Source organism: Sandarakinorhabdus sp., from assembly GCF_041689835.1.
In the GTDB taxonomy this organism is placed as follows: Bacteria; Pseudomonadota; Alphaproteobacteria; order Sphingomonadales; family Sphingomonadaceae; genus Sandarakinorhabdus.
On record NZ_JBDNFM010000046.1, the window covers coordinates 1 to 23,576 of the forward strand.

At 65.1% G+C, this 23,576-nt stretch carries 25 protein-coding genes, 2 tRNA genes and 3 pseudogenes; 11 read left to right on the forward strand and 19 right to left on the reverse strand.

From position 1 onward, the window contains the following. From ACESL8_RS02220 to ACESL8_RS02255, 8 genes and pseudogenes are all read right to left on the reverse strand, one after another. Nucleotides 1-536: pseudogene (locus ACESL8_RS02220) on the reverse strand (NADH:flavin oxidoreductase/NADH oxidase); the annotation flags it as partial. Between the two features lie 114 nt (nt 537-650). Next, a pseudogene (locus ACESL8_RS02225) lies at nt 651-1,109 on the reverse strand (DDE-type integrase/transposase/recombinase); the annotation flags it as partial. 46 nt (nt 1,110-1,155) lie between these two features. Continuing rightward, nucleotides 1,156-1,230 (reverse strand) — tRNA-Phe (locus ACESL8_RS02230). Nucleotides 1,231-1,275: 45 nt separating this feature from the next. Beyond that, entirely contained in the window at nt 1,276-1,485 is a 210-nt protein-coding gene (locus ACESL8_RS02235; protein ID WP_372915508.1) for a DNA gyrase inhibitor YacG, read from the reverse strand. Further along, complete coding sequence (locus ACESL8_RS02240; RefSeq protein WP_372915510.1) at nt 1,469-2,440, reverse strand: ribonuclease E/G; 972 nt, start codon at nt 2,438-2,440, stop codon at nt 1,469-1,471. The genes ACESL8_RS02235 and ACESL8_RS02240 overlap by 17 nt, the downstream gene beginning before the upstream one ends. Beyond that, the gene (locus tag ACESL8_RS02245) at nt 2,437-3,006 is read right to left on the reverse strand and encodes a nucleoside triphosphate pyrophosphatase (RefSeq protein WP_372915512.1); all 570 of its coding nucleotides are present in this window, start codon (nt 3,004-3,006) and stop codon (nt 2,437-2,439) included. The genes ACESL8_RS02240 and ACESL8_RS02245 overlap by 4 nt, the downstream gene beginning before the upstream one ends. Next, nucleotides 3,003-4,058 (reverse strand): DUF2332 domain-containing protein, encoded by a 1,056-nt coding sequence (locus ACESL8_RS02250; protein ID WP_372915514.1) that lies wholly within the window; start codon nt 4,056-4,058, stop codon nt 3,003-3,005. The genes ACESL8_RS02245 and ACESL8_RS02250 overlap by 4 nt, the downstream gene beginning before the upstream one ends. An 8-nt stretch (nt 4,059-4,066) precedes the next feature. Beyond that, entirely contained in the window at nt 4,067-4,384 is a 318-nt protein-coding gene (locus tag ACESL8_RS02255; RefSeq protein WP_372915516.1) for a 2Fe-2S iron-sulfur cluster-binding protein, read from the reverse strand. An 85-nt stretch (nt 4,385-4,469) separates the two neighbouring features. Between ACESL8_RS02255 and ACESL8_RS02260 the strand changes: the two genes are divergently transcribed. After that, on the forward strand, nt 4,470-5,414 hold the full coding sequence (locus tag ACESL8_RS02260; RefSeq protein ID WP_372915518.1) for an NAD(P)-dependent oxidoreductase: 945 nt from the start codon (nt 4,470-4,472) through the stop codon (nt 5,412-5,414). Nucleotides 5,415-5,453: 39 nt separating this feature from the next. After that, complete coding sequence (locus ACESL8_RS02265) at nt 5,454-5,729, forward strand: hypothetical protein (RefSeq protein WP_372915520.1); 276 nt, start codon at nt 5,454-5,456, stop codon at nt 5,727-5,729. 3 nt (nt 5,730-5,732) lie between these two features. On the opposite strand, the gene ACESL8_RS02270 is transcribed toward ACESL8_RS02265, so the two are convergent. Continuing rightward, on the reverse strand, nt 5,733-6,329 hold the full coding sequence (locus tag ACESL8_RS02270) for a DUF1134 domain-containing protein (RefSeq protein ID WP_372915586.1): 597 nt from the start codon (nt 6,327-6,329) through the stop codon (nt 5,733-5,735). A gap of 186 nt (nt 6,330-6,515) precedes the next feature. Between ACESL8_RS02270 and ACESL8_RS02275 the strand changes: the two genes are divergently transcribed. Then, nucleotides 6,516-6,607: transfer RNA gene (locus tag ACESL8_RS02275), tRNA-Ser, on the forward strand. A gap of 66 nt (nt 6,608-6,673) precedes the next feature. Then, nucleotides 6,674-7,108: a YqaA family protein gene (locus tag ACESL8_RS02280; RefSeq protein WP_372915523.1), complete on the forward strand. Its 435-nt coding sequence runs from the start codon at nt 6,674-6,676 to the stop codon at nt 7,106-7,108. 56 nt (nt 7,109-7,164) lie between these two features. Here ACESL8_RS02280 and ACESL8_RS02285 read toward each other — a convergent pair whose 3' ends face one another. The 4 genes from ACESL8_RS02285 to modA form a co-directional block, all read right to left on the reverse strand. Beyond that, the gene (locus ACESL8_RS02285; protein WP_372915525.1) at nt 7,165-9,789 is read right to left on the reverse strand and encodes a TonB-dependent receptor plug domain-containing protein; all 2,625 of its coding nucleotides are present in this window, start codon (nt 9,787-9,789) and stop codon (nt 7,165-7,167) included. A gap of 277 nt (nt 9,790-10,066) precedes the next feature. Beyond that, nucleotides 10,067-10,762, reverse strand: a complete 696-nt coding sequence (locus ACESL8_RS02290) for an ATP-binding cassette domain-containing protein (RefSeq protein ID WP_372915528.1) — start codon at nt 10,760-10,762, stop codon at nt 10,067-10,069. Further along, nucleotides 10,755-11,420, reverse strand: coding sequence for a molybdate ABC transporter permease subunit (modB, locus tag ACESL8_RS02295; RefSeq protein ID WP_372915531.1), 666 nt, complete (start codon nt 11,418-11,420; stop codon nt 10,755-10,757). Before modB ends, ACESL8_RS02290 begins: the two co-directional genes overlap by 8 nt. Beyond that, nucleotides 11,417-12,157: a molybdate ABC transporter substrate-binding protein gene (modA, locus tag ACESL8_RS02300; RefSeq protein WP_372915533.1), complete on the reverse strand. Its 741-nt coding sequence runs from the start codon at nt 12,155-12,157 to the stop codon at nt 11,417-11,419. The genes modB and modA overlap by 4 nt, the downstream gene beginning before the upstream one ends. A gap of 76 nt (nt 12,158-12,233) precedes the next feature. Between modA and ACESL8_RS02305 the strand changes: the two genes are divergently transcribed. Next, entirely contained in the window at nt 12,234-13,382 is a 1,149-nt protein-coding gene (locus tag ACESL8_RS02305; RefSeq protein ID WP_372915535.1) for a pyridoxal phosphate-dependent aminotransferase, read from the forward strand. Here ACESL8_RS02305 and ACESL8_RS02310 read toward each other — a convergent pair whose 3' ends face one another. After that, complete coding sequence (locus ACESL8_RS02310; RefSeq protein WP_372915537.1) at nt 13,383-14,600, reverse strand: TCR/Tet family MFS transporter; 1,218 nt, start codon at nt 14,598-14,600, stop codon at nt 13,383-13,385. It lies immediately after the preceding gene. A 132-nt stretch (nt 14,601-14,732) separates the two neighbouring features. Between ACESL8_RS02310 and ACESL8_RS02315 the strand changes: the two genes are divergently transcribed. From ACESL8_RS02315 to ACESL8_RS02325, 3 genes and pseudogenes are all read left to right on the forward strand, one after another. Continuing rightward, a complete protein-coding gene (locus ACESL8_RS02315; RefSeq protein WP_372915539.1) occupies nt 14,733-15,122 on the forward strand; it encodes an NADH:ubiquinone oxidoreductase subunit NDUFA12 in 390 nt (129 codons plus the stop codon). Nucleotides 15,123-15,132: 10 nt separating this feature from the next. Next, the gene (gene mlaD, locus ACESL8_RS02320; RefSeq protein ID WP_372915541.1) at nt 15,133-15,636 is read left to right on the forward strand and encodes an outer membrane lipid asymmetry maintenance protein MlaD; all 504 of its coding nucleotides are present in this window, start codon (nt 15,133-15,135) and stop codon (nt 15,634-15,636) included. A 220-nt stretch (nt 15,637-15,856) separates the two neighbouring features. After that, nucleotides 15,857-16,006, forward strand: a pseudogene (locus ACESL8_RS02325) (DUF2155 domain-containing protein); the annotation flags it as partial. 35 nt (nt 16,007-16,041) lie between these two features. Here ACESL8_RS02325 and aat read toward each other — a convergent pair. The 4 genes from aat to aroQ all read right to left on the reverse strand — a co-directional run bounded on the left by aat (nt 16,042) and on the right by aroQ (nt 19,163). Continuing rightward, nucleotides 16,042-16,707 (reverse strand): leucyl/phenylalanyl-tRNA--protein transferase, encoded by a 666-nt coding sequence (aat, locus tag ACESL8_RS02330; protein ID WP_372915588.1) that lies wholly within the window; start codon nt 16,705-16,707, stop codon nt 16,042-16,044. 90 nt (nt 16,708-16,797) lie between these two features. Beyond that, the gene (gene accC, locus ACESL8_RS02335; RefSeq protein ID WP_372915543.1) at nt 16,798-18,162 is read right to left on the reverse strand and encodes an acetyl-CoA carboxylase biotin carboxylase subunit; all 1,365 of its coding nucleotides are present in this window, start codon (nt 18,160-18,162) and stop codon (nt 16,798-16,800) included. A gap of 6 nt (nt 18,163-18,168) precedes the next feature. Continuing rightward, nucleotides 18,169-18,681 carry an acetyl-CoA carboxylase biotin carboxyl carrier protein gene (gene accB / locus ACESL8_RS02340; protein WP_372915545.1) on the reverse strand — a complete coding sequence of 171 codons (513 nt, stop codon included), beginning with the start codon at nt 18,679-18,681 and terminating at the stop codon, nt 18,169-18,171. 35 nt (nt 18,682-18,716) lie between these two features. Further along, entirely contained in the window at nt 18,717-19,163 is a 447-nt protein-coding gene (gene aroQ, locus ACESL8_RS02345; RefSeq protein ID WP_372915547.1) for a type II 3-dehydroquinate dehydratase, read from the reverse strand. A 153-nt stretch (nt 19,164-19,316) separates the two neighbouring features. Between aroQ and ACESL8_RS02350 the strand changes: the two genes are divergently transcribed. Genes ACESL8_RS02350 through dapE form a run of 3 tightly spaced genes read left to right on the forward strand, consistent with a single transcriptional unit; the run spans nt 19,317 to nt 21,873 of the window. Next, nucleotides 19,317-20,003 carry a glutathione S-transferase family protein gene (locus tag ACESL8_RS02350; protein WP_372915549.1) on the forward strand — a complete coding sequence of 229 codons (687 nt, stop codon included), beginning with the start codon at nt 19,317-19,319 and terminating at the stop codon, nt 20,001-20,003. Then, nucleotides 20,000-20,716, forward strand: a complete 717-nt coding sequence (locus tag ACESL8_RS02355; RefSeq protein WP_372915551.1) for a DUF1499 domain-containing protein — start codon at nt 20,000-20,002, stop codon at nt 20,714-20,716. Before ACESL8_RS02350 ends, ACESL8_RS02355 begins: the two co-directional genes overlap by 4 nt. Beyond that, nucleotides 20,716-21,873, forward strand: coding sequence for a succinyl-diaminopimelate desuccinylase (dapE, locus tag ACESL8_RS02360; RefSeq protein ID WP_372915553.1), 1,158 nt, complete (start codon nt 20,716-20,718; stop codon nt 21,871-21,873). The genes ACESL8_RS02355 and dapE overlap by 1 nt, the downstream gene beginning before the upstream one ends. Here the strand turns inward: dapE and ACESL8_RS02365 are convergent. Further along, nucleotides 21,870-23,453 carry a peroxidase family protein gene (locus ACESL8_RS02365; RefSeq protein WP_372915555.1) on the reverse strand — a complete coding sequence of 528 codons (1,584 nt, stop codon included), beginning with the start codon at nt 23,451-23,453 and terminating at the stop codon, nt 21,870-21,872. The genes dapE and ACESL8_RS02365 overlap by 4 nt on opposite strands. Nucleotides 23,454-23,576: the final 123 nt, after the last annotated feature.

Here is a 23,576-nt window from a genome sequence, read left to right on the forward strand (position 1 = left end):
AAATGCAGTTCGAGCCACTCGAAGCCCGCTTGATGGGCTCGTTTGGCTGCAGACGCATAATCCTTGTGAAGTTGCCTGATTTCCGCGCGCGATAATGGATGAACTGGATGGGTGTACTTTCCGCCGTACGGAACAGCCGACGGGCCGGTCACCTGCCACCCGTCAGGGTGATCGGGAGAAAGTTGGGCACCGCCCTCCCAGGGCTGCAAACTGCTGCCCTTGCGCCCGGTATGGCCAAGCTGGATGGCCGGCACAGCCCCCATGGATTTGATCATCGCCGTGGCGCGCGATAGCCCATCAAGCTGGGCATCATCGTAAATGCCAGCGCAGGTGACGCTTGTTCGTCCATCAGCAGTGATTGCCAACTGCTCGGGGAATACCAGACCAAATCCGCCCGCTGCGCGAGAGCCGAGCAGCATCATATGATAGTCGTTCATCAGTCCGTCCTGGGACCGGTACATCGTCATCGGCGACATCGCGATACGGTTGCGCAGAGTCACTCCTTTGAGAGTGTAGGGACTGAACAAATTCGGCATGATTTTCGCATCCTAATGAGAGGTGGCTCGCTTCATCTGCACAGTCCCGCGCGATTGCTAAGTGGGGCTGCTGCCGGTTTGATGGACACGAGGTGAGACCACTTCAGCATGCCGCTAGAAGTCGATGGGGCTGAGATACCCCAAGATCGAATGCCTACGATCGGAATTGTAGAAGCGTTCGATGGAATCGAACACCTCGGCTTTTGCTTGGTTTTGCGGGCAACGGATTGTGCGCGCCATCCGCCCGGTCTCCAGCGCCAGGAAGAAGCTCGCCATAACTGCGTTGTCCCGGACATTGCCTGAACGGCTAATCGTACAGGTGACGCCGTTGTCGGCCATCAGTCGCTGGAACTGCTCGCTGGTCTATTGGCTGACTTGGCCCGAATGATGCAGCAAGGCGGCAGGCTTGCCCCGGCGCCAGATCGCCATCATCAGCGCGTCAGTGACGAGCTGCGCCGTCATCATCGCGCTCATCGATCAGCCCAAGGCCCGGCCCGAGAACAGGTCGATCACGGCAGCCACATACAGCCAGCCCTCAACGGTTCAGACGCAAGTAAAGTCGGCGACCCACTTCAGTTCTTGAGTTCCAGCCAGTCCGACGCATCGATGACTGAAAAGATGGTGCCCGGGGGCGGATTTGAACCACCGACACGGGGATTTTCAATCCCCTGCTCTACCCCTGAGCTACCCGGGCCCATGTTCATCAGGCGGCTGGGTGAGCCGCATGGGAAGCGGGCGTTTAGCCAGCCTCGTCGCCGTTGTCCAGCGGGGACGTTGCAGAAAGTTCGTCATCCTCGCTGCCGGCCGGCACAACATAGCGATCGGACAGCCAGGCGTTGAGATCGCGGCTGCGGCAGCCCTCGCTGCAGAACGGGCGAAAGGCCGCCGCAGCCGGGGCCTTGCGGCAATAGACACAGGCGCGGGCGCGCGAATCAGACGTGCTGGACATGTCCCCTCCCTGCCCCATTATCGGCCCGCAGCGCCACCGCCCCGCCTGTCAGCCGCGCACATTCATCGGTGAGCGCCGGGCGTGCTGCCAGCCAGTCGATCACGCGCGGCGACGCTTCGATACGCACTGCGCCCACCAGCCGCATGGCCCGGCGCAGCAATTCGAGTGCAGCAAAGCCCGGCCGGCGCGATTCTTCCATCAGGCTGAGCTGCCGGCGCGGGCGGATAATCTGCACCAGGCCAAAGCCGTTCATCGCGGTTTTTTCAAACGGCTGCGGCAGGGTTTCCGCCAATATCGCATCGATCACTGCGCGCGGCCCGCGGCCGCCGAGCGACGGGAAATCCACCACCACCGGGCCGCCGATGCCGTGGCGGCGGATCAGCGCGGCAACGGCGCGTGCGGCGGCTTCGGCCAGGCGGGCCAGATCGCCGTTTCCGTCCACATCGATTACCAGCATCGCCGGCGTATCGGCCACCAGCAAGCGGCCACCGGCAAAATCAACCCGGCCCGACAGCGCCTCTTCCACCACAGCGTACCAGCCGGCTTCGGCCAGTTGATCAGGCCCGTGAGCCGGCACCAGAACCGCCGCATGGCCAGCAGCGGCAATGCGCGCCGCCAGGTCGGGGGCAGGCCGCGCCGGGCCTGCGTGCACCGCCACCCGGGCCTGCTTGTCGCGCACGCCATCGGGGCGGGCCGGGCGCAGCACCTCGGCCAGCCGTGTCTGACCTTCCGGCCAATCGGCTGGGGCGGGTTCCAGCAGCGCTTCGTGCCCAGCCATCACCACCACGCCCCGCCCTGCACCATGCCCGCCGCTGCGGCTGGCCAGCCGGGCCGGAGCAATCAGGCCGACCGGCAACGGATCATCGGTACGGGCGAAATGCGCTTCCAGAACGGCGTCTCCGGCCAGCACCAGCGCGCGGGCCGCACCCGGGGCAGCCTCCACGAGCGCTGTCACGGCCGCCAGCCGGCCGCGATCAGCAGCAGCCGCGTATCGCTGAGCGGCAGGCCGACCACGCCCGAATAACTGCCCGACAGCGCGCGCACAAAGGCTTCGGCGGCGCCCTGGATGGCATAGCCGCCGGCCTTGCCGTGCCAATCGCCGCGCCCGATCAGCCAATCGGTGTCGGCCGCTGTCAGGCGCTGAAAGGTCACGACCGATTCGCTCAAGCGTTCGCGGCGCTGGCCGGCTGCGTCGATCACGACAACTGCGGTCAACACCCGGTGGCGGCGGCCTGACAATAGCGCGAGGCAGGCGCGCGCGGTGGCTTCGTCTTCGGCCTTGGGCAGGATGCGGCGGCCCACGGCAACAACCGTGTCCGCCGCCAGCACCACGCTGCCCGGATGGCGCGCAGCAACCAGCGCTGCCTTTTCGCTGGCCAGCCGGCGAGCATGATCGCGCGGGGTTTCTCCCGCCGCCGCGGCTTCATCAATATCGGCCGGATCGACCCTGTCGGGCACCAGCCCCAACCGCGCCAGCAGATCGAGCCGGCGCGGGCTGGCCGAAGCAAGGACAAGCCTCACAACCCGGCCCACTGCACGAACGTGCCATGCGCATGGGCATGGCCCAGCAGCGTTTCCTGCACGGCGCCGCCCTGCCACAGGCTGAGGCGGATGGCGGGCTGCGCCGGGTTGGCGGGATCGTCCATTTCCAGCCGCAACCAGGCCAGCGGCCGTGCCGGATTGGCGGCAGCACCCAGCGCGCCGAGATGGGCGCGGATGCGAGCCTGGCTGACCGGCGGGAAATATTGAAAGGCGATGCTGTGATAGACGATTGTCGCCGCGCCATCGGCCAGCAATACCTGGCGCTCCAACCAGTCGGCGGCATCGCCCTGCGCCAATGGCGGCGGGTACTGGCGCGCCAGCGCAATGGCGGCTTCGGTGCGGGACAGCCGATCGGGTTGATCGGCCCAGATGAAGGCCATCAGCCGCTGCGCCACGGCATCGTCAGCAGCATCAAGCGGGGCAATGTCCACACCCTGCCGGCTGATAACACGGATGGTCGCAGCAGGCGGCGGTGGCCCCTGCCATGACGGGCGCACCTTGACGGCGCTGGCCGCATCGCCAGCCGCAATGCCGCCCAAATCGCACGCGAAACGATCCATATTGAGATTGAGCCCGGCGCTGGCACCCAGTTCAAACAAGGCCAGTGGCAGGCCGGTCGCAGCCGCCACGCACAAAAGGCCAGGCATCAACGCGCCAGCGCGGCCAACCTCGTTGGTTTGCGGTGGGCTGCCCAGAAAGGCGGCAATGAACGCATCGCTGGCCGGTTCGGCGATCAGGGCCGCCAATACGGCCGCCAGCGCTGCGTCGTCCGGCAGCGGCACTGGCGGATATAGCGCCGCCAGTGCCGCCGCGTGGCCGCTGCGCACCAGCCAATGCAGCGCGCCGGTCAGACGCATGGGCAGCGCGTCGGTCATCGGCTCCCCCGGCCACTGCGCCAGCCGTTGACCGGTCAGGCTGGCGGGCGGCACAGTGCCCGCCAGCACCCGGCATAGCGCTCCGGTGAAAGGCGCGCCCAGCGCGGTGCAGAAGCGCGCCTGGGTTTCAAGCGCGGCCGCGACCTTGGCCGACACGGGCAGCCTCAATCCTCCGGCGCGATGGTGACGGTCAGGCCATCGAGCGCCGGAGTGAAAGCCATCTGGCACGACAGGCGGCTGGCCGGTGTCAGGTGATCGGACGAATCCAGCAGGTCTGCCTCGTCGGCCGATGCCGGGCCGGTGCGGGCCATATCGTCAGCTGCAACATGCACATGGCAGGTGGCACAGGAACAGCAGCCGCCGCACAGCGCCAGCAGTTCGGCAATGCCGGCATCCTTGATGATTTCCATCACGCTCATGCCAGGATTGGCCGGCAGCACGTGGCTTTGTCCGTCGCGGGTGATAACGGTGATGCTGGCCATGTTGTCCTCGTGGCAAATTGAATGTGGTTCGCCCTGTAGCGGGCTGCCGCGCATCCGGCTAGGGGAGGGCAAAGGGGAGGACAAGATGCGCATCGCCCACCAATTTGCACCGCCGATGTCGGCCATGCTGGCTGCCATGCCCGGCGTCACATCAGCCGCCCACATTCCGCAGGAAACGCGCTGGGCACTGCCAACCGATGTCGATGTGCTGTTCGTGCTGCACGGCCAGGGCCACGACCGCGATGAGGCCAACCACGCCCCGCGCCCGGAAGGCTGGCCGGGCCAGGTGAAACTGGTGCAATTGGCCAGCGCCGGTGCCGATGATTATCCGCCGTGGCTGTTCGAAGCCCCGCTGGTGGCGAGTGCTTCGGGTACCACCGCCATCCCCATCGGTGAATATGCGCTGGCAGTGATGCTGGCGCACGCCAAGCAACTGGCCACGATAACGCTGGGCGCCGGCGAAGACTGGCCGGAACGCACGCAATTCATCGATCAGCCGCTGGCCGCCCTGCATGGCCGCACGCTGGGCCTGATCGGGCTGGGCAATATCGCGCGTCAGGTTGGCAAATACGCCCATGCGTTCGGCATGGAGATCATCGCGGCTCGCGCCAGCACCGCGCCGTCGCCCGATGCGTATATCCGCACCGCGCCGCTGGACGAGGTGGTGGCGCGCGCCGATCATCTGGTGCTGGCCGCGCCGATCACGCCGGCCACCCAGCATCTGCTGAACGCCGATCGGCTGGCGCGGATGAAGGCCAGCGCCCACATCGTCAACGTCGGACGCGGTGGCCTGATCGATCAGGATGCACTGCTGGCTGAACTTGACCAGGGCCGGCTGTGGGCCAGCTTGGATGTGACCGACCCTGAGCCGCTGCCGCCCGGCCACCGCCTGCAGGGCCACCCGCGCTGCCGCATCACCCCGCACGTGTCGTGGAGCAACCCCGACATCAACCGCCGCATCCTTGAACGGTTGGTGGAAAACGTCCGCCGGGTCGGTTCCGGCGAGGCGCTGCTGGGCGCGATTGCTTGAAAGCGCCAGCAAGCGCATGTTGAACCGCAGGAGATGCCGATGACCTTTTCCACGTCCACGCTGCGCAAAACGGGCTGGAGCCTCGCAGCCGCGCTGCTGCTGCTTCCGGCGATCGCCATGCAGTTCAGCAGCGAGATGATCTGGGGGCCGGGTGATTTCCTCGCCGCTACGTTGATTTTGGGCGCGGTTGGCCTAGCCCTTGAAGGCGCGGCGCGCCTGTACGGCAAGGTGCGATTGGCCGCGGCCGGCGCCGCGCTGGCCGCCGGATTTCTGATCTGGCTGGAACTGGCCGTGGGCATCGCCGGGCCAGGTTGAGGTTCAGAAGGGCAGAATCTTGCCCTTCTTGGAGAATCTCAGATAACCGCCGTTGACGCCAAGCCGCCAGCCCACGCCCAGCTTGATCGGCACGATCACGATATTGCCGCGCTGCAGGTAATTGGCGGTGAATCCGCCAATCAGATAGGCCTTGCCCTCGGCCGCCGGATAGCGGCGATACAGGTCTTCGGTGTCGTTCAGATTATACACCAGTGCGAATACTTTCGACCCATCGCCGCCGATATCAAAGCCAACGCTCGGCCCGGTCCAGTGCACCCGGCGCTCGCCTTCCACCTTGTGATACAGCGTGCCAGCACCATAACGAACACCCACGATGAAGGCGCCGCCGGCTTCGCGCCCCACAATGTAGGCATTGGGCTGGCCGCGATCCTTGAAGGTTTTGCGGACGATCTCCGCCAGGCCTTCGGCACCCTTGCCGAACACGCCTTCAGCTGCGCCCAGCACATCGTCTTCGGCGTATCCGGGATTGGGCTGCGGCGGGGCCGGGGCCGGGGCCGGGGCTTCTGCTGGAATTGGGGCCGCTTGCGCTGCTTGCGCCGCTGCCGGTCCCGCCGCCAGCAGCCCGGTCATGGCCATCATCACCGCCCGCACCATCATCAGCTGCATCAGATCATTCCTCGCCGTCATCTGACCCAACCATTTGTCCGGCCAGCCTGAACCGGGGCTGAGCTGCTGCCGCATCCTATCGGGCCGCGCCGGCGGGGGCCAGCCACGAAAGCCTGTTGCCAAGCCCTGCACTGCATGGCTATAGCCGCCGTCTTGCTCGGAGTCGTGGGTGAGTGGCTGAAACCAGTAGTTTGCTAAACTGCCGATCTGGGTAACTGGATCCGAGGGTTCGAATCCCTCCGACTCCGCCACTTCAAAATTGTCAGCGCTGCGCCAATCCGGGCCTCCGGCGCGCGGCGGCGAGGCTTGAGTTCCCCATGGTCCCGGCCGACTCCCCTGCCCTCGCTGGATTGTTCGCCAGCGCATTCCTGGCGGGCTCCATCCTGCCGGCGCAATCCGAAATCGTGCTGGCCGCGTTGCTGTTGGCGGCAAAGCAACCGGCGTGGTTGCTGGTGGCGGTGGCCACGGCCGGCAATGTTGGCGGGGCGGTGCTGAATTACGGGCTGGGCCGCAGCGCCGACCGTTTCCGCCACCGCCGCTGGTTCCCGCTGTCGGCCGCCGGGTGGGAGCGCAGCACGGAATGGTTCAACCGGTTCGGGGTGTGGAGCCTGCTGCTGAGCTGGATGCCGATCATCGGCGATGGTTTCACCGTTCTTGCTGGCGCGGCGCGCACCCCCTTTCCGCTGTTCCTGGCGCTGGTGACGCTGGCCAAAGGCGGTCGCTACGTGGTGCTGGCAGCGGCGTTGGTCTGAATGCAAAAAAAGGGGGCCGCGCGGCCCCCTTTTCCGAAATTTCCAAGCGGCGACGATCAGTATTTCACGCGGATGCGGGCATACCACAGGCCGCCGTTGAACCCGAACGGTCCGCCGGCGTTGGGATAGATCTGTCCATCCCCAAGGCTGTTGGTGGACAGAAAAATCCGGTTGTCCGGCGAGTTTGCCACCCGGTCAGGATAGGTGTTGAACAGGTTGGATGCGCCCACCGACACGGTGTAATTTTCAAGGAACGTGTAGCTCACGTCGAGATCGGTGGTGAAGCGCGCACCGAACAGCTGGCCGGGATAGCCCACCTCTTCACGCCACGAACCATAATAGGCCTCGCGCAACGTCACGCCAAAGCCGTTGCTGTTCCAGGTGAGCGTCAGGTTGGCGCGGTGGTTGGGCGCCAGATTGCCGATGTTGACGATCTGGGCGGCACCGATAACGTTCGGATCAAACCTTGGCACCGTGGACTTGTTGTAGTTGTAGGCCAGCGTGGCGCCAGCCTTGCCGCCAACCAGGTCACCGCGCCAGCTGCCAATCACGTCGATGCCGCGGGTGCGGGTGTCGAAGCCGTTGGTGAAATAGTTCACCGCACCGCCCAGGCCCACCGCCTGCAGCGCCGGCTCGCGAGCGAGATCGGTAGCCGAAACGCTGAAATTCTGGCTGATGCCGATCCGGTTGGTCACCTTGATGCTGTAGGCATCAACCGTCAGGCTGATCGCATCGGTGGGCGTCAACACGAAGCCCAAACCAAAGTTGGTCGAACGTTCCGGCCGCAGCGAACGTGCACCATAATATTGCGCGATGTTGCTGGTGACCGGATAAGTGCCGACCTGCACCTGATCACCCGCCACGAACGTCGTGGTGAGGATGGCAGTGTTGTTCTGGCCCGGCGACGGTGCGTGGAACCCGGTGCCGGCGGTGCCGCGGATTGCAAACATGTCGGCCACTTCCCAGCGGAAATTGCCCTTGGCCACAAAGGCGCTGCCGAACGTGTTGTATTTTTCGTAACGGCCCATCGCGCCAACGCTGAACGTTTCGGTGATATCGGTTTCTGCCCCCGCATAGACGGCATAGCTTTGCTGGCTGCGCTGGCCGGCAAAGGTCGGGCTGGTACCGCCATATCCCGAAGCGCCGACCGGTTTGGTCACCTGGCCGTCGGCGACATAGGTGGTGATGCCGCCTCCACCAACGACCGGGCGGAAAAGATTTTGCACGGCGAACGGCCCGGCAGCATAGGATTGCACGTCACCGGCGGTCTGCGTGTAGGTTTCGCGGCGATATTCCGCTCCGGCCGAAAGGGTGATCGGGCTGGCGAGGCCGGCTTCGAGCGGATAGGTGAAATCGGCGTTGAGGTTCTGTTCTTCCTGGATCAGCTTGCCAAATTCAAAGCTGGTCTGCGAGGCTCGGCCGAACGACGGGCTGAGCGAACCATACATCGACAGATTGATCGAGTTGCGCGCAATGGTGCCCGAAAGATCGTAGGTGAACCCGCTATCGAGCCTGCCCTTGATGCCGAGCACGCCGAAATACTGATCGGTCACCCCCACAAAGCGCGGCGTGAAGCCGGCCGGATAGACACTGGTGAAATTGAAGGTGTTGCTGTCTCTCACGAAGCCGCCGGTGGGGCAGCCGAGCAGGCCGGCGCTTGCCGGGCAGGGCGTAAGGAAGATCGGATTGGCAAAGGCCGAGTTGGCATTGAGATTGGCGGTGCCGCCCACAACCGGCACGTTGGCCGCGCTGATCGGGGAACGATAGTTGAAGCTTTGATCGGCCTTCAGGTGCGAATAATTGGCGATGAAATAAAGCTTGGCTTCCGGCGTCAGTTCATAGGCGCTGTTGAGCAGGAAACGGTAGGCAAAGCCCGGCGACGAGCCATAGATCTGCGCCGGACCGGGGAAATTCGGCAGCTGGCTGGCGAGGCCGGGGTTTTGCTGGGCAAAGATCAGCGCGATCGGCCGGGTTGCGTTGCGCACGGTGCCGCCGTCGTCGGTGTATTCGCCGGTGAGGTTGATGAAACCGCGATCGCCCAGCTTGACGCCGGCATTGGCCGCGATCTGATAACTTTCGCCATCACCGCGATAAAACTGCCCATACCGCGCAACGACTTCCAGCCCGGCATTTTCGCGCAGGCCATAATTCATCACGCCGGCAATGGCATCGGAACCATATTGCGCAGTGGCGCCGTCGCGCAGGATCTGCAGGCTGCCGATGGCAAGCGCAGGGATGGTGGAGACGTCGGCGCCTTGGCTGCCGAACGACAGCGCGGTATCACCGCCGGTGAACACCTGCACCAGCGCCGAACGGTTGAGGCGCTTGCCGTTCAGCTGCACCAGTACTTCATCGGCCGAAAGGCCGCGCAGCGACGGCGCGCGCACAAACGTGGACGCATCGGAAATGGCGTTCTGGCCAACATAAAAAGACGGTACCAGCGCCCTGATAACATCAAGCACGTTGGATGCAGGCTGCGTGGCCAATTCGGCTGCGCCCACCACGTCGACCGGCGAAGCGCTGTCGAGAATCGAGCGGTCGGTGCGGCGGGTGCCGACGACAATGATGACTTTTTCATCACCCTTCGTTTCGTCGGCACTGGCTTGCGCGGTCTGTGCGGCGGCGGGCACTGCTGCGGCCAGCGCGAGCGCCAGCATCGGCAGCGCGGAGCCAGCGAGCATGAAACGTGTTGCACGAGAATTCTTCGGATTTGTCATTATTATTTCCCCATGATTGGTTGCAGCCGCTCCCCAGCGGTCGCTACAGAACATGCTATGCTGTAATTCGGCTGTCACAAACGGCCTGGCCATTTCCGGCCGCGACGCAGGCCATTATCCACCGCACAGTTGCAAAAAATCTTCACAATATGACTTTTATGTAATATTTACAGCTTCTTCAGGCTTTCAAGCACTACTTTGGCGCATCGCCGCCGGCCCACGCCGAGGCAGTGGCGATCCTTCAGCCGCCTTGCAGCCATCGGTTGAGCCGGCTGGCGGGATCGGCCAGCACGCGCCCGGCGGCTCCCTGTTCGACAACGCGCCCGCCATCGAGGAAGGCGGCAAGATCGGCAATGCCGGCAGCTTCGCCAAGATCATGGGTGACGATGATCATCGGCGCGGCACTTTGCTGGCGAACGCTGGCGACCAGTGCCACCAGCGCCCGGCGCACCGGCGGATCGACCGCGGCAAACGGCTCATCAAGCAGCAGCACTTCCGGCGCGCGGGCCAGCGCGCGGGCCAAGGCGACGCGCATCTGCTCGCCGCCCGAAAGCTGCGCCGGGCGGCGGCGGATCACCGCGCCGTCCATCTGCATGGCCGCCAGCAGCGCTGCCGCGGCATCGCGATCAGGCCGGGTTTGCGCAATCATCACGTTGGCCAGCGCATCAAGGTGCGGGAACAGGCCGCCGCCCTGCAGCACCAAGCCCGCGCGGCGCTGCCAGGCCGGCAGGCCCGCCGCTCCGGTGTGCCAGCACGTTGCGCCCACCTGCACTGTCCCGGCGGCCGGCAGCAGGCCAGCGATCGCCTTGAGGATGCTCGATTTTCCAGCTCCCGATGGCCCGACCAATGCCAGCGTCTGCCCGGGCGGCACGACGAAACTGGCCGCCACCGCCATGGGGCCGGCCTGCGTCAGGGAAACGGACAGCCCCTCAACCACGTTTACGCCCCAGCAAAAACAGCAGCGTGATGGCCATCAGGCTGATGCCAAGCAGCAGCAGCGCCAGCCGCGCCGCGCCCGCCATGTCGAAGGCTTGCACCCGGTCGTAGATGGCGAGGGACAGCGTTGCGGTCTCGCCTGGGATGGCGCCGCCCACCATCAGCACCACGCCAAATTCGCCCAACGTGTGGGCAAAGGCCAGCACGGCGCCGGTGGCAAGGCCGGGCCACGCCAACGGCAGTTCCACCTTGGCAAAGGCCCGCAGCGGCGACAGCCCGCAACTGGCCGCCGCGCCGCGCAAATCGTCGCCCACCGCCTCGAACGCGCGCTGCGCCGGCTGCACCATCAGCGGCAGGTTCACCAGCACAGACGCGGCCAGAATGCCGGCAAAGCTGAACACCAGTTGCCCGCCAGTAAGCGCCGCCCAACCGCGCCCGATTACGCTGCCCGGCCCGATACCAACCAGCAGCGCCAGCCCCACCACCGTGGGCGGCAACAGCAGCGGCAGGATCAGCAGCGCTTCGGCCAACGGGCGGCCGCGCCAGCGCGTTACCGCGAGCCAGTGGCCCAGCCACAGCCCAATCGGCAGCAGCAGCGCCACGGTTGCCGCCGCCAGCACCAGCGACAATCGAAGCGCCGTCAGATCAGCTTCGTTCACGGCAGGCCAAACCCGGCCTTCAACAGCGCAGCGCGGCCCTTCGGCCCGGTCAGACGGTCCGCCAGCCCGCGTGCGGCCGGGCTGGCGCCGGGCATCAGCACCAGTGTTTGCACCAGCGGCGGGTGCAGCGCGGGCGGCACCGGCACCACGATGAGGCCGCCGCCCGCATAACGCGCCAGTGGCAGCGCCACCAGCCCGGCCTCGGCGGCGCCGCTGGTCACGAAACTCAACGCCTGAGACACATTTTCCCCCAACACCAGCGGCGCGGTATCGGCCAAACCCAGCCCGGCCAGCACGGCCAGCGCCGCCGCGCCGTAGGGTGCATGGTTTGGATTGGCGATGGCGAGGTGGCGCACACGGCCAGCCAGGATGGCGGCCCTCAGGCTGGCCAGATCCTTTACCCCGCTGGCCCTTGTGGCCACCAGCGCCAGCCGGCCCAGTGCATAAGGCCGCCGCACCGCGCCCGGCCGCGCCGACACGAGCCGATCGGCATGGCTGGCATCGGCGAGCAGCAACAACTGAAACGGTGCGCCGTTCAGCACCTGCTGCACCATCTGGCCCGACGAACCGAACGACAAATTGAAGCGCTGGCCGCCTCTTGCTTCATGGGCGCGCACCAGCGGCGGCAACGCCAGCCGCAGATCGGCAGCGGCGGCCACCGGGACGGCCAAAGACACTCGCGGCGCAGACAGCGCCGACACGGACACACACAGCAGCAACAGGAAAAAACGGATCATCCCGGCCGTTGTGCCAGCCACACGCGCCCGGCGCAACGGACGTGCAAATCTGGCCGAAAGCCGCTATCGCGCCGCGATGATGCACACTCCGGCTCTCGCCGACCCTGTCGAACCTTTCCACGCCATTCGCCTGTCGCGCCTTGCCCGCCGGCTGGAGGCGGAAGGGCGCAGCATCATCCACATGGAATTCGGCCAGCCTTCTACCGGCGCGCCCGCCACCGCCATCGCCCGCGCCGCCGAAGTATTGGCGAGCGATCCCGGCAGCTATTGGGAATCCGAACCGCTCAAAGCGCGCATTGCCGGGCTCTACCAGAGCCGCCACGGCGTGCACGTCGCGCCCGAACGCATCATCCTCACCTGCGGCGCGTCGCCGGCGCTGGTGCTGGCGCTCACGTCGGCCTTTCGCCCCGGCGATCTGATTGCGATGGCCCGGCCCGGCTATGTTGCCTACCGAAACAATGTGCGGGCACTGGGCATGCAGGTTCAGGAAATCGCCTGCGGGCCCGATAGCCGTTACCAGGTCACGGCGGCGCATCTTGCCGCGCTTGATCCGGCGCCGGCCGGCGTCATCATCGCCAGCCCGGCCAATCCCACCGGCACCATCATCCCGGCGGCTGAAATGGCGGCCATTGCTGCGGTGTGCAACGCGCGCAATATTCGCATCATTTCCGACGAGATTTACCACGGCCTTTCTTTCATTGGTCCGGTGGCAAGTGCACTCGAATATGCCCCGGACGCGCTGGTGGTGAACAGTTTTTCCAAATATTTTTCCATGGTGGGTTGGCGGCTGGGCTGGCTGGTGGCGCCCGATGATCTGCTGGATGCCGCGCGGGCGCGGATGGGCAATCTGTTCCTCACCGCCCCCACCCTGTCCCAGCATGCGGGACTGGCGGCGATGGACTGCGTGGACGAGCTTGAAACCCACATCACCCGATACGCCGCCAACCGCCAATTGATGCTGGATGCGCTGCCGGCGATGGGCCTCACGAAAATCGCCCCGCCCGATGGCGCCTTTTATATCTGGGCCGACGTGAGCCATCTGACGGATGATGCGATGGCGCTGGCCGAACAATTGCTGCTGGAAGCCGGGGTGGCCGCTGCGCCGGGCTACGATTTCGACCCGGTGGACGGCCACCACTTCATGCGGTTCAGCTTTGCGGCCGACACGCCGCAGATACACGAAGCGATCGCCCGGATGACCCCGTGGTTCCAGGCGCGCGGCTGATCACTCGGCTGGCACCACGCGCCGGCTGCCCATGGCCCGGAAGAACATGATCGCCGTCAGTCCGACAAACACCAGCGACAGCGCAAACGGCGCGCCGGGCGCATAAACCGGGGCACCATTGCCGGAAAACCAGCTGAACGTCGTGGTCATCAACGGCGGGCCGATGATCGCCGAAAGGCTCTGGATCGACGCCACCGCGCCTTGCAGTTCGCCCTGTTCGGATTGGCCCATTTCCGCCGACATCAGGCCCTGCAGGCACGGGAACACCAGCCCTTGGCAGGCCGACAGCGCAATGCCGAGATACACCATCCAGCCATCATCAGCGAGCGTGTAGGTGCTGTAGCCCGCCACCGCCGACAGCAATCCAAACTGGATGATGCGCATCTGGCCAAAGCGCGGGATCAGCCGGCGGCCCAGAAAGCCCTGCACGAATGCGCCGGTGACACCGATGGCAGCCAGGCTCCACCCCACTTGTTCCGGCGTCCAGCCATAACGCTGCTGCCCGTGATAGGACCAGATCGAATAGAGCGACTGGTACGACAGCGTCCAGATGAAAACGGTGGCGGCCAGCATCAGCACCACAGGATGCGCCGATTTCGGCCGCATCAGCGCGCCCACCGGATTGGCCCGCCGCCATTCAAACGCGCGCCGCCGTTCGCGCGGCAGCGATTCCGGCAGCACAAACAAACCATAGATGAAATTCGCCATCGCGAGGCCTGCCGATACCAGGAACGGCACTTCGTGGCCCCAGCGCGCGGCAAAGCCGCCCAGCGCCGGCCCGATAATGAAACCAAAGCCGAACGCCATGCCGATGATGCCGAAATTTGCACCGCGTTTTTCCGGGGGCGTCACATCCGCGATATAGGCATAGGCGGTGGGAAAGGTTGCCCCTGTGATCCCTGCAACGGCCCGCGCCGCCACCAGCCACCACAGGGTTGGCGCAAACGCCATCACCACATAATCCGCGGCAAACGCCGCCAGACTGGCCAGCAACACCGGGCGGCGGCCAAACCGATCCGAAAGCCCGCCAATCACCGGCCCCATCAAAAACTGGATGGCGGCGTACATGAAGGCAATCCAGCCCGAAACTTCGGCTGCGCTGGCGAGGCTGCGCCCGGTCAATCCCATGATCAGTTGCGGAAACACCGGGATGACCACGCCAAAGCCGATCGCATCGATCAGCACGGTGATAAAAATGAAGGCCAGCGCGCGGTTCACGCAGCGGTCGCTTTGAAGCCTATTGCCATGCCGTTGCGTTAGCGGCTTTTGCGGCCCTCGCCTATCCGCCATCACCGGGGTTGCGCGGTTGCTGCAAAATGTGTTTTGGGTGACCCGAAGGAGCCCCCTTTCGTGTCTGTGCTCAAGATGATCTTTACCTGGTGGAATGGCCCCGGCCTTGGCACCCGCATCTTCACCGCCCGCAACGGCGAGGAAGTCGGCCGCGATGATCAGGGCAACATCTATTACCGCACCGGCACCGGCGCCGCCCAAAAACGCTGGGTGATCTACAACGGCGAACCCGAAGCCACGCGCATCCCGCCGGAATGGCATTTGTGGATGCACAAGACGGTGAGCGAGCCGCCATCGGCCAAGCCGCTCGTGACCCGCGTTTGGGAACGCGAATGGACGCCCAACGCCACTGGCACCAAGCTGGCGCACAGCCCGGCCGGTGGGCTGCTGGCCGGCGGGCAGCGCGCAGCGACCACGGGCGATTATCGCGCCTGGTCGCCCGACGCCTGACGCCGCCGATATGGGCGCCACCCTCAAGGAGCATCTGGTCGAAGCGCTGATCGGCCTGTTGGTCGTGCTGCTTGCCGCCGGCTTCGTTGCTTTTGCCTGGGCGCGCACCGGTGCCGGCGAAGGCAATGATGGCGCCGTGCTCACCGCGCGCTTTCCCAACATCGGCGGGGTCACGCTGGGCACCGATGTGAAGATGTCGGGCGTGAAGGTTGGCAAAGTGGTCGGGCTGGAACTTGACCCCACCAGCTATCAAGCGGTGCTGCGCCTGTCGGTCGATCGCGGACTTCGCCTGCCGGTCGATTCGTCGGCCGCCGTGACATCCGAAGGCCTGCTGGGCGGCAATTATGTGGCGCTCACGCCGGGCGCCGAAGCGGACATGCTGAAAGACGGCGGCGAGATCATCGAAACCTCGGGCGCGCCCGACTTGATGGGCCTGATCGGCAGCGTCGTGAATCGCTCCGGCGGCGATGCGCCGGCACCAGAAAAGCCGGGCAGCGATGCGCCAGCAAAATAAGCTGCTGGCGTTGGCGGGCTTTGCCATGGTCGGGCTGATTGCTGTGGGCGCAATGGCGCAGGAGCCGCCGACACCGGCCATGCCTTCGGCTCCGGCTCCGGCCCGCGCAGCGCCACCTCGTGTGGCCGCTGTCACCCCAGTAAACGAGCGCGTGCTGGTTGTCGGAGCACTCGCCAAGCGCACCGGGCAAACCCGCTTCCTGACGCTCAAACCCGGGCAGATGATCGATTTCGCCGGCATCCGCATCACGGCGCGCACCTGCGAGACGACGCCGCCGTGGGAGTGGCCAAAGCTGCAGGGCGCGTTCCTGCAGGTCGATGAACGGCTGGCCGGCCAGGTGCGGCGGGTGTTTTCGGGCTGGCTTTATGCGGAAAGCCCCAGCCTGAATGTCATGGCGCACCCGCGCTACGACGTCTGGCTCAAAAGCTGCACAATGCGCTTCCCGGATGGACCTTCACCCCGAACGCCACCGAGCAATGCACCATCATCGCCGGCAAAGAAATCGCCCGCCGTGCCCGAAAGCGCCGCACTCAACTGAGTGCGGTATTCACGCGCCGGAATTTCCACGGCGCCAAAGCCGGCCAGATGGCTGGTGATAAATTGGGTATCGAGCAGCCGGAAACCGCCCAGCCGCAGCCGCGCGACTAGGGCGGCGAGGCAGCATTTGCTGGCATCACGCGTACGCGTGAACATTGATTCGCCAAAAAATGCCGCGCCCAGCCGCACGCCGTACAGTCCGCCTGCCAGTTCGCCGTCAGCACACCACGCCTCCACGCTGTGCGCCTGGCCGCGCGCGTGCAGGGCCACATACGCCTCGGCGATCAGCGGATTGATCCACGTCTCGCTGCGGCTTGGAACCGGCTCCGCACAGGCGGCCAGCACATCGGCAAAGGCGTGATCGACGGTGAAGCGAAATTTCTCCTGGCGCAGCGTTTTGGCCAGGCTTTTCGGCAAGCGAAACCCGTCCAGCGGCAGCACCCCGCGCCGGCGCGGTTCAACCCAGAACACGTCCGGACTGTCGGCACGTTCGGCCATGGGGAATATGCCACTGGCATAGGCGCGCAGCAGCATGTCGGGATCGAGGCGGTGAACAAGCGAGCGGGTCACGGCAGGAACATGCGCCGATCAGACCGTGCCGAAAAGGGCCCGCCGAAAAGGCCCTCAGCCTGCGTCCGCAGCGTCCGCCGCCTTCTTTGCCAGCCAGCGTTCCAGCCACTTGATTGTATAATCGCCGTTCTGGAAATCCGGATCCTCGATCAGCGCCTGATGCAGCGGGATCGTGGTTTTCGGGCCGTTGATGACGAATTCTTCCAGCGCCCGGCGCAGGCGCATCAGGCATTCATCGCGATTGGCCCCATAAACGATCAGCTTTGCGATCAGCGAATCGTAATAAGGCGGGATGCGATAACCATCATACAGCGCCGAATCGACCCGCACGTGCAGGCCGCCGGGCTGGTGGAATTCGGTGACGCGGCCAGGTGACGGCACAAAGGTTGCCGGATCTTCGGCGTTGATGCGGCATTCGATGGCGTGGCCTTCGAAATGGATCTGATCCTGCGTCACGCTCAGCGGCATGCCGGCGGCAACGCGAATCTGTTCACGCACCAGATCAATCCCGGTGATGGCTTCAGTGACAGGATGCTCCACCTGCAGACGGGTGTTCATCTCGATGAAGAAAAACTCGCCATTTTCCCACAGGAATTCGATGGTGCCGGCGCCGCGATATTTCAGCTTGGAAATCGCTTCCCGCACCACTTCGCCCATGCGCGCGCGCTCGGCGGCACTCAACGCTGGCGACGGGGCTTCTTCGAGCACCTTCTGGTGACGGCGCTGCAGCGAACAATCACGCTCGCCCATGTGGACTGCGCCGCCCTGGCCATCGCCGAACACCTGGAATTCGATGTGGCGCGGTTCGGACAGATATTTTTCAAGGTACACCGTATCGTCGCCGAAAGCGGCCTTGGCTTCGGATTTGGCCTGGCTCACCAGCGACGGCAGACTGGCCGCATCGGGGATCACCTTCATGCCGCGGCCACCGCCGCCCGACGCAGCCTTGACCAGCACCGGGTAACCGATGATTTCAGCAACCGCGAGGGCTTCCTCCATGCTGTGGATCGGGCCGTCGCTGCCGGGCACCAGCGGCAGGCCGAGGGCGGCAGCGGTGCGCTTGGCTTCGACCTTGTCGCCCATCTTGCGGATATGTTCCGGATCCGGCCCGATCCAGGTGATGCGGTGTTCCTGCACGATTTCAGCGAAACGTGCGTTTTCGGACAAGAAGCCATAGCCGGGGTGGATGGCATCGGCCTGGGCGATTTCGGCGGCCGAAATGATTGCCGGGATGTTGAGATAGCTGTCGGTGGCCGACGGCGGCCCGATACAGATGGCTTCATCAGCCAGCCGCACGTGCATGGCATCGGCATCGGCGGTGGAGTGCACCGCAACTGTGCGAATGCCCATTTCGCGGCAGGCACGGTGCACGCGCAGCGCGATTTCGCCCCGGTTGGCGATCAGGACTTTTTTGAACACAGGCACTTACTCGATGATCACGAGCGGCTGGTCATATTCCACCGGTTGCTCGCTGTTCACCAATATGGCCTTCACGATACCGCTTTTGGGCGCAACGATCGGGTTCATCACCTTCATGGCTTCGATGATCACCCGCGTTTCGCCTGACGCCACGCTGGCGCCGTCGGTGATGACGGCGGCCGCGCCCGGTTCGGGGCTGCGATAGGCGGTGCCGCCGATCGGCGATTTCACCATGCCGGGGTGATTGCGGATATCATCGCTGCCAGCAGCCGGCGCCGTATTGGGCGCAGCAGCGGTCGGCGGTGCAGGCCAGCCGCCTGCCGGGGGCGATGGGGCGTAATTGGCCGGGGCATAGCCAGCCGGGCCGGCCGCCATGGTCACGGCGGCGGCCGTGCGGGCAACGCGGATGGTTCGCTCCCCATCCTTGACTTCGATTTCGGTCAGATTGCTGGCGTCGAGCAGTTCGGCCAGTTCCCGCACCAGGCCGGTGTCGACGATGATTCCAGTGTTGTCAGGCATGATGATTCCGCCTTTTGCCCCAGATGAAGCCCGGGTTACTGCCGCAAAGCATGCGCCGCGTCCAGCGCCAGCGTGTAGGATGCCGCGCCAAAACCGGAAATACTGCCCTTGGCGGCGCGCGCCACAAAGCTGGTGTGGCGAAATTCCTCCCGGGCATGCGGGTTGGAAAGATGCACTTCGATCACCGGCACGCTGATGCCCTTGATGGCATCATGGATGGCGATCGACGTGTGGGTGAGCGCGCCGGCATTCAACAGTACTGCCAGCGCCCCGCGCGCGCCGGCCTCGTGCAGCCAATCGACGATGTGGCCTTCGTGGTTGGACTGGCGGATATCCACGCTCAGCCCCAGCCCGGCGGCCTGTGCTTCCAGCCGGCAGGCAATATCGTCCAGCGTGTCGCTGCCATAGATCTGCGGCTCCCGGCTGCCCAGCAGGTTGAGGTTGGGGCCGTTGAGCACCATCACGAGTGGTTGGTCGGTCATTTGCCAACCAAACCACGAAGTCCCCGCCTTGCCAAGCGCCCCCTGCAACCACAACGCCTGCAACCACGGCGCCTGCAACCACGGCGCTTGCTCCCTGCCCCCGATTGCGCGATGTTGTTGGCCAACCAACGAGCGGATGGGCTTGGGCTGGTCATGAAAATCATCATCGGCAATCGCAACTATTCCAGCTGGTCGCTGCGCGGCTGGCTCGCGGCCAGGCAATCGCTGCTTCCGTTCGAAACCGAACTGGTGGTGATGGACACGCCGGAATGGATCAGCGGCGCCGCCAAGGCGCACATGCCGTCGGGCATGGTGCCGGTGCTGTGGGATCATGGCGAGGCGATCTGGGATTCGATGGCCATCCTGCTGTATCTCGCCGACAAGGCCGGCCATGATCGGTTTTGGCCGCGCGATCCCAAGGCGCGCGGCCTCGCCTATGCCATGTGCGCCGAGATGCATTCCGGCTTTACCGCACTGCGCAATGCCTGCCCGATGGACCTGCAGCATCATGTGCCCGGCTTTGAACCCGGCGCAAACGTGATCGCGGATGTGCGCCGCATCGAAAACCTGTGGGAAAAGGCCCTCAGCCGTTTCGGCGCCGAAGCTGTGGAGCCGGGCGGCGAGCCGTGGCTGTTCGGCAACTTCGGCGCTGCCGATATCATGTTCGCGCCGGTCTGCACCCGCATCGACAGCTATCATCTGCCAGTTGGCGACACGGCCCAAGCCTATGTTGCGCGGGTGCTGGCGCACCCGTTCATGGCCGAATGGCGCGCCCAGGCGATGAAGGAAGATCACAGCTTCACTCGCTACGGCGTGTCGGGCCGGGAGAAACGCGCATGAATGTTGCCAATATTGCCCGCGCCACGCTGGTGGCCGCCCTGCTGATGCTGGCCGCCGGGCCACTGCACCGGTTTGGCGTGATCGGCTGGCAGGCCTCGCTGGGCCTCTTCGTCGCTTCGGCCTTGCTGGCCGGCATCGGCGCCTGCTGGTGCCTGTATCAACTGCTGCGCCGACGCGGCGGCACCATCACGGTGATCGCTGCCGCTGCCGGGATCGCCGCCGCTGCCATCCCGGTTGCTGTGGTGGTCAACGCCGGCGACAAGCCGCCGATCAACGATATCAGCACCGATACCACCACCCCGCCGCCGTTCGTGGCCATCGATGCTGTCCTGCGCGGCCCCGATGCCAGCGTCATCACCTATAATCCGGCCTTTGCCCCGCAACAGGCCCGCGCTTATCCCGAAGTGCGCCCGCTCGATCTGCCGGTCGAACCCGGCAAAGCGTTCGATGTGGCGCTCGCGGCGTGCGACGCGGATTGGCAGATCATCCTGGCCGATCGTCCCGCCGGCCGTATCGAAGCGGTGCAGCAAAGCCTGTGGTTCGGCTATCGCGACGATATCGTGATCCGCCTCACCCCCACCGACGCCCCAACCGGCACGCGCGTCGATGTCCGCTCCAAATCGCGGGTGGGCGAAAGCGATCTGGGCGCCAACGCGCGGCGCATCGCCGCCTACCTTGACCGGGTGGCCACGGAAATGCGCAAAGCCGGGTGATGAGCCCGCCCGAACCCAACATTGATCCCGTCACTATCACCCAGCAACTGATCCGCTGCCCCAGCGTCACGCCCGCCGATGAAGGTGCGCTGGCCGTGCTGGAACGGGCGCTGACGGGGCTGGGCTTTGCCTGCACGCGCCTGCCCTTCGGCCACGCGCCCGATGGCCCGGTGGATAATCTGTTTGCCACGCTGGCCGGCGGCCCAGGCCCGCATTTCGCCTTTGCCGGCCACAGCGATGTGGTGCCGGTGGGCGACCGTTCCGGCTGGAGCGAAGACCCGTTTGCCGGCGAAATCCGCGGCGGCTTCATTGTGGGCCGCGGCGCTGCCGACATGAAAGGTGCTCTGGGGGCGATGATCGCCGCCACTGCCCGCCACCTCGCGCGCGGGCCGCTGGTGGGCCGGCTGAGCTTCATCATCACCGGTGACGAGGAAGGCCCCGCAACCTTCGGCACCGCGCCAATGCTGGACTGGCTGGAAACGCACGATCTGGTGCCGGACATGTGCCTGGTCGGCGAACCTACATCGCAGGCGCACTTGGGCGACATGATGAAGATCGGCCGGCGCGGCAGCTTGAATGCGTGGATCACGGTAAACGGCGCGCAGGGCCATGTTGGCTATCCGGACCGGGCCGACAATCCGATCACGCGGCTCGTCGCCATCATGGCCGATCTGAAAGCGCGCGTGCTCGATACCGGCAACGGCTGGTTCCAGGCGTCGAACCTTGAAATCACCGATCTGTCGGTCGGCAACCCCGCCACCAATTTGATCCCCGCGCAGGCCCGCGCCCGCCTCAACATCCGTTTCAACAACGAACACAGCGGCGCGACGCTGTCCGACTGGATTCGCAGCGTCGTCAGCGCCCACGCGCCGGCATCTCATGTCGAAATCAAGATCTCCGGCGAAGCCTTCCTCACGCAGCCCGGCGCGCTGTCGTCACTGGTCAGCGCCGCCATCGCCGACGTCACCGGCCGCACCCCCGAACTCTCCACCACCGGCGGCACCAGCGATGCGCGCTTCATCCGCCGCCTGTGCCCCGTCGTCGAATTCGGCTTGCCCGGCCAGTCGATGCACAAGGTCGATGAACACGCTGCCGTGGCGGATGTCGAAGGTCTGGCGGCAATCTACGAAGCGGTGCTGGCGCGGGCGCTGGCCTAAACCCGCCGCCACTCCTTGCGCGTCATCCCGACAAAGCCTGTGCCCAGCCCGGTGCTGTTACGGGCCAGCACGGCACGCAGGGTTCTGTTCCGTTCGATCACCGCGATCCCGTCGCCGGTGAAGGCAAGGCGCTTGTTGTTCGGGTTGCCCCACACATGTTCCGATAGCAGCGGGTTGGTCAGCGCCTGCGAAAACGCGTCCATCGCCACCATCGACGAAACGAGTTCGGGCAGAGGGCCGTTTTTTTCCACCCGCTCGGCAAACAGGCCGACATAATATTCGACATTGTTCACATCGCCGTACAGCGCCTGCAGCCGTCCCGCCAGCGCCGCCAGCCGCGCGGCTTCGGCGGGGTTATCGCTGCTACCCACCATCGCGGCGAAATTGCGTGCCGGCTCCATGCCCACCGCGATGCGATATTCGTTGTAACTGGCGACATTGTTGATGCGCGCTTGGCCTATCGCGCCCTTTTCAGCGAACATCATGAACGTTGCAGCGTTTTCCAGCCCCAGCGCTGCGGTGCGATTGGCCGAGGTGTTAACAAAGCTTTGCGCCAGCCCGCTGCCGATCAACAGGCTGTGGTTGAGCAGCAGCGAATTGCCGGGGTGCGCCTTGTCTCCCCAGGTGACATTTTCCATCACCAGCCCGTGCCAGCGATACAGCAGGCTGAATTCCACCGTCATCCAGTTGGGCCTGTTCCATTTGGCGTGCCATGCCGCCTTCGGATCGGCCTGAAGCCGGAATTCGGTGGTGTTGATGTGGTTGATATAGTCTTCCACCACGATCTTGATGAACATCACGATCACGATGTTGCGCGCCGTTTCGAACAGGCGGTCATCATCCCAATCCGCATGCTTGCCGGCCAGCATGCCGGCCAGCCTGTTGTGTTCGCGCAGGAACAGCGTGTTCATCATGGCGGTTTGCGGCACCGCGTTCACCCGGTCGCCGCCAACCGCAAACAAGGTGGCCTTGCCAGCCGGCGTGACATTTTTCAGCCCCAGAGGCAGATCGAGCCCGGCAAATTCCGGCTTCACGGCACCGTCACCGCCAAACAGGAACGGCGAGTATTCCTCCGTGCCGATCATCTGGCTTTTCAGCCGGCCGCCTGCGCCGGCCCGCAGCGCCCGTGTTTGCATTTCGATGCGGCCATACAACGGCGACAGGTCGATCTCGTGATTGGAGGTGGTGCGGCGGCGATCTTCCTTGGCGTCGTCGTTGCTGAGCTGGGTGCGGATGAAACCATCGGTGAGATATTGCGCAAACGCCGGAAACAGCCCGGTCGATTTTCCGCACAGCCGCTGATTGGTGCCCGGCAGCCGCGCAAACAACGCCGCCACGTCGGCCAGCGGCGGCCGCGATGTGCCGCGCGCTTCGGTCGCTGGCCTCGGCTTGGCCGGCAACAGTCGCGCGTTGTACGTGCGATCGGTCAGTCCCGACCAACTGATGTAATCATGCCTGGTTGACCACGGATGCGGCCGGCTGCGAGCGACATTCACCCCACGATCAATGACGAAACGGTTCACGTCATCATCAAGATCAAGCGCATTCAGCGCGTTTATCACGATCGACAGCAAAGACATGGCTCGGGCTCCCCAAAGAGGATCGACCCTGATGGCAGACTATCACCTGCGCCTGCACCTGTCATCGGCCGGATGCGTGGCGGCTACAGCACGGGGCCTGCAACAATTTATTCCCGCAGCGGG

Excerpts from the sequence above, each read along its gene's own strand:
- ACESL8_RS02235 (WP_372915508.1), bottom strand. The coding sequence starts at position 1,485 with ATGTCCAGCACGTCTGATTCGCGCGCCCGCGCCTGTGTCTATTGCCGC.
- ACESL8_RS02255 (WP_372915516.1), bottom strand. The coding sequence starts at position 4,384 with ATGGCCAGCATCACCGTTATCACCCGCGACGGACAAAGCCACGTGCTG.
- ACESL8_RS02260 (WP_372915518.1), top strand. The coding sequence starts at position 4,470 with ATGCGCATCGCCCACCAATTTGCACCGCCGATGTCGGCCATGCTGGCT.
- ACESL8_RS02265 (WP_372915520.1), top strand. The coding sequence starts at position 5,454 with ATGACCTTTTCCACGTCCACGCTGCGCAAAACGGGCTGGAGCCTCGCA.
- ACESL8_RS02270 (WP_372915586.1), bottom strand. The coding sequence starts at position 6,329 with ATGATGGCCATGACCGGGCTGCTGGCGGCGGGACCGGCAGCGGCGCAA.
- ACESL8_RS02280 (WP_372915523.1), top strand. The coding sequence starts at position 6,674 with ATGGTCCCGGCCGACTCCCCTGCCCTCGCTGGATTGTTCGCCAGCGCA.
- ACESL8_RS02285 (WP_372915525.1), bottom strand. The coding sequence starts at position 9,789 with ATGCTCGCTGGCTCCGCGCTGCCGATGCTGGCGCTCGCGCTGGCCGCA.
- modA (WP_372915533.1), bottom strand. The coding sequence starts at position 12,157 with ATGATCCGTTTTTTCCTGTTGCTGCTGTGTGTGTCCGTGTCGGCGCTG.
- ACESL8_RS02305 (WP_372915535.1), top strand. The coding sequence starts at position 12,234 with ATGATGCACACTCCGGCTCTCGCCGACCCTGTCGAACCTTTCCACGCC.
- mlaD (WP_372915541.1), top strand. The coding sequence starts at position 15,133 with ATGGGCGCCACCCTCAAGGAGCATCTGGTCGAAGCGCTGATCGGCCTG.
- aat (WP_372915588.1), bottom strand. The coding sequence starts at position 16,707 with ATGCTGCTGCGCGCCTATGCCAGTGGCATATTCCCCATGGCCGAACGT.
- accB (WP_372915545.1), bottom strand. The coding sequence starts at position 18,681 with ATGCCTGACAACACTGGAATCATCGTCGACACCGGCCTGGTGCGGGAA.
- aroQ (WP_372915547.1), bottom strand. The coding sequence starts at position 19,163 with ATGACCGACCAACCACTCGTGATGGTGCTCAACGGCCCCAACCTCAAC.
- ACESL8_RS02350 (WP_372915549.1), top strand. The coding sequence starts at position 19,317 with ATGAAAATCATCATCGGCAATCGCAACTATTCCAGCTGGTCGCTGCGC.
- ACESL8_RS02355 (WP_372915551.1), top strand. The coding sequence starts at position 20,000 with ATGAATGTTGCCAATATTGCCCGCGCCACGCTGGTGGCCGCCCTGCTG.
- dapE (WP_372915553.1), top strand. The coding sequence starts at position 20,716 with ATGAGCCCGCCCGAACCCAACATTGATCCCGTCACTATCACCCAGCAA.
- ACESL8_RS02365 (WP_372915555.1), bottom strand. The coding sequence starts at position 23,453 with ATGTCTTTGCTGTCGATCGTGATAAACGCGCTGAATGCGCTTGATCTT.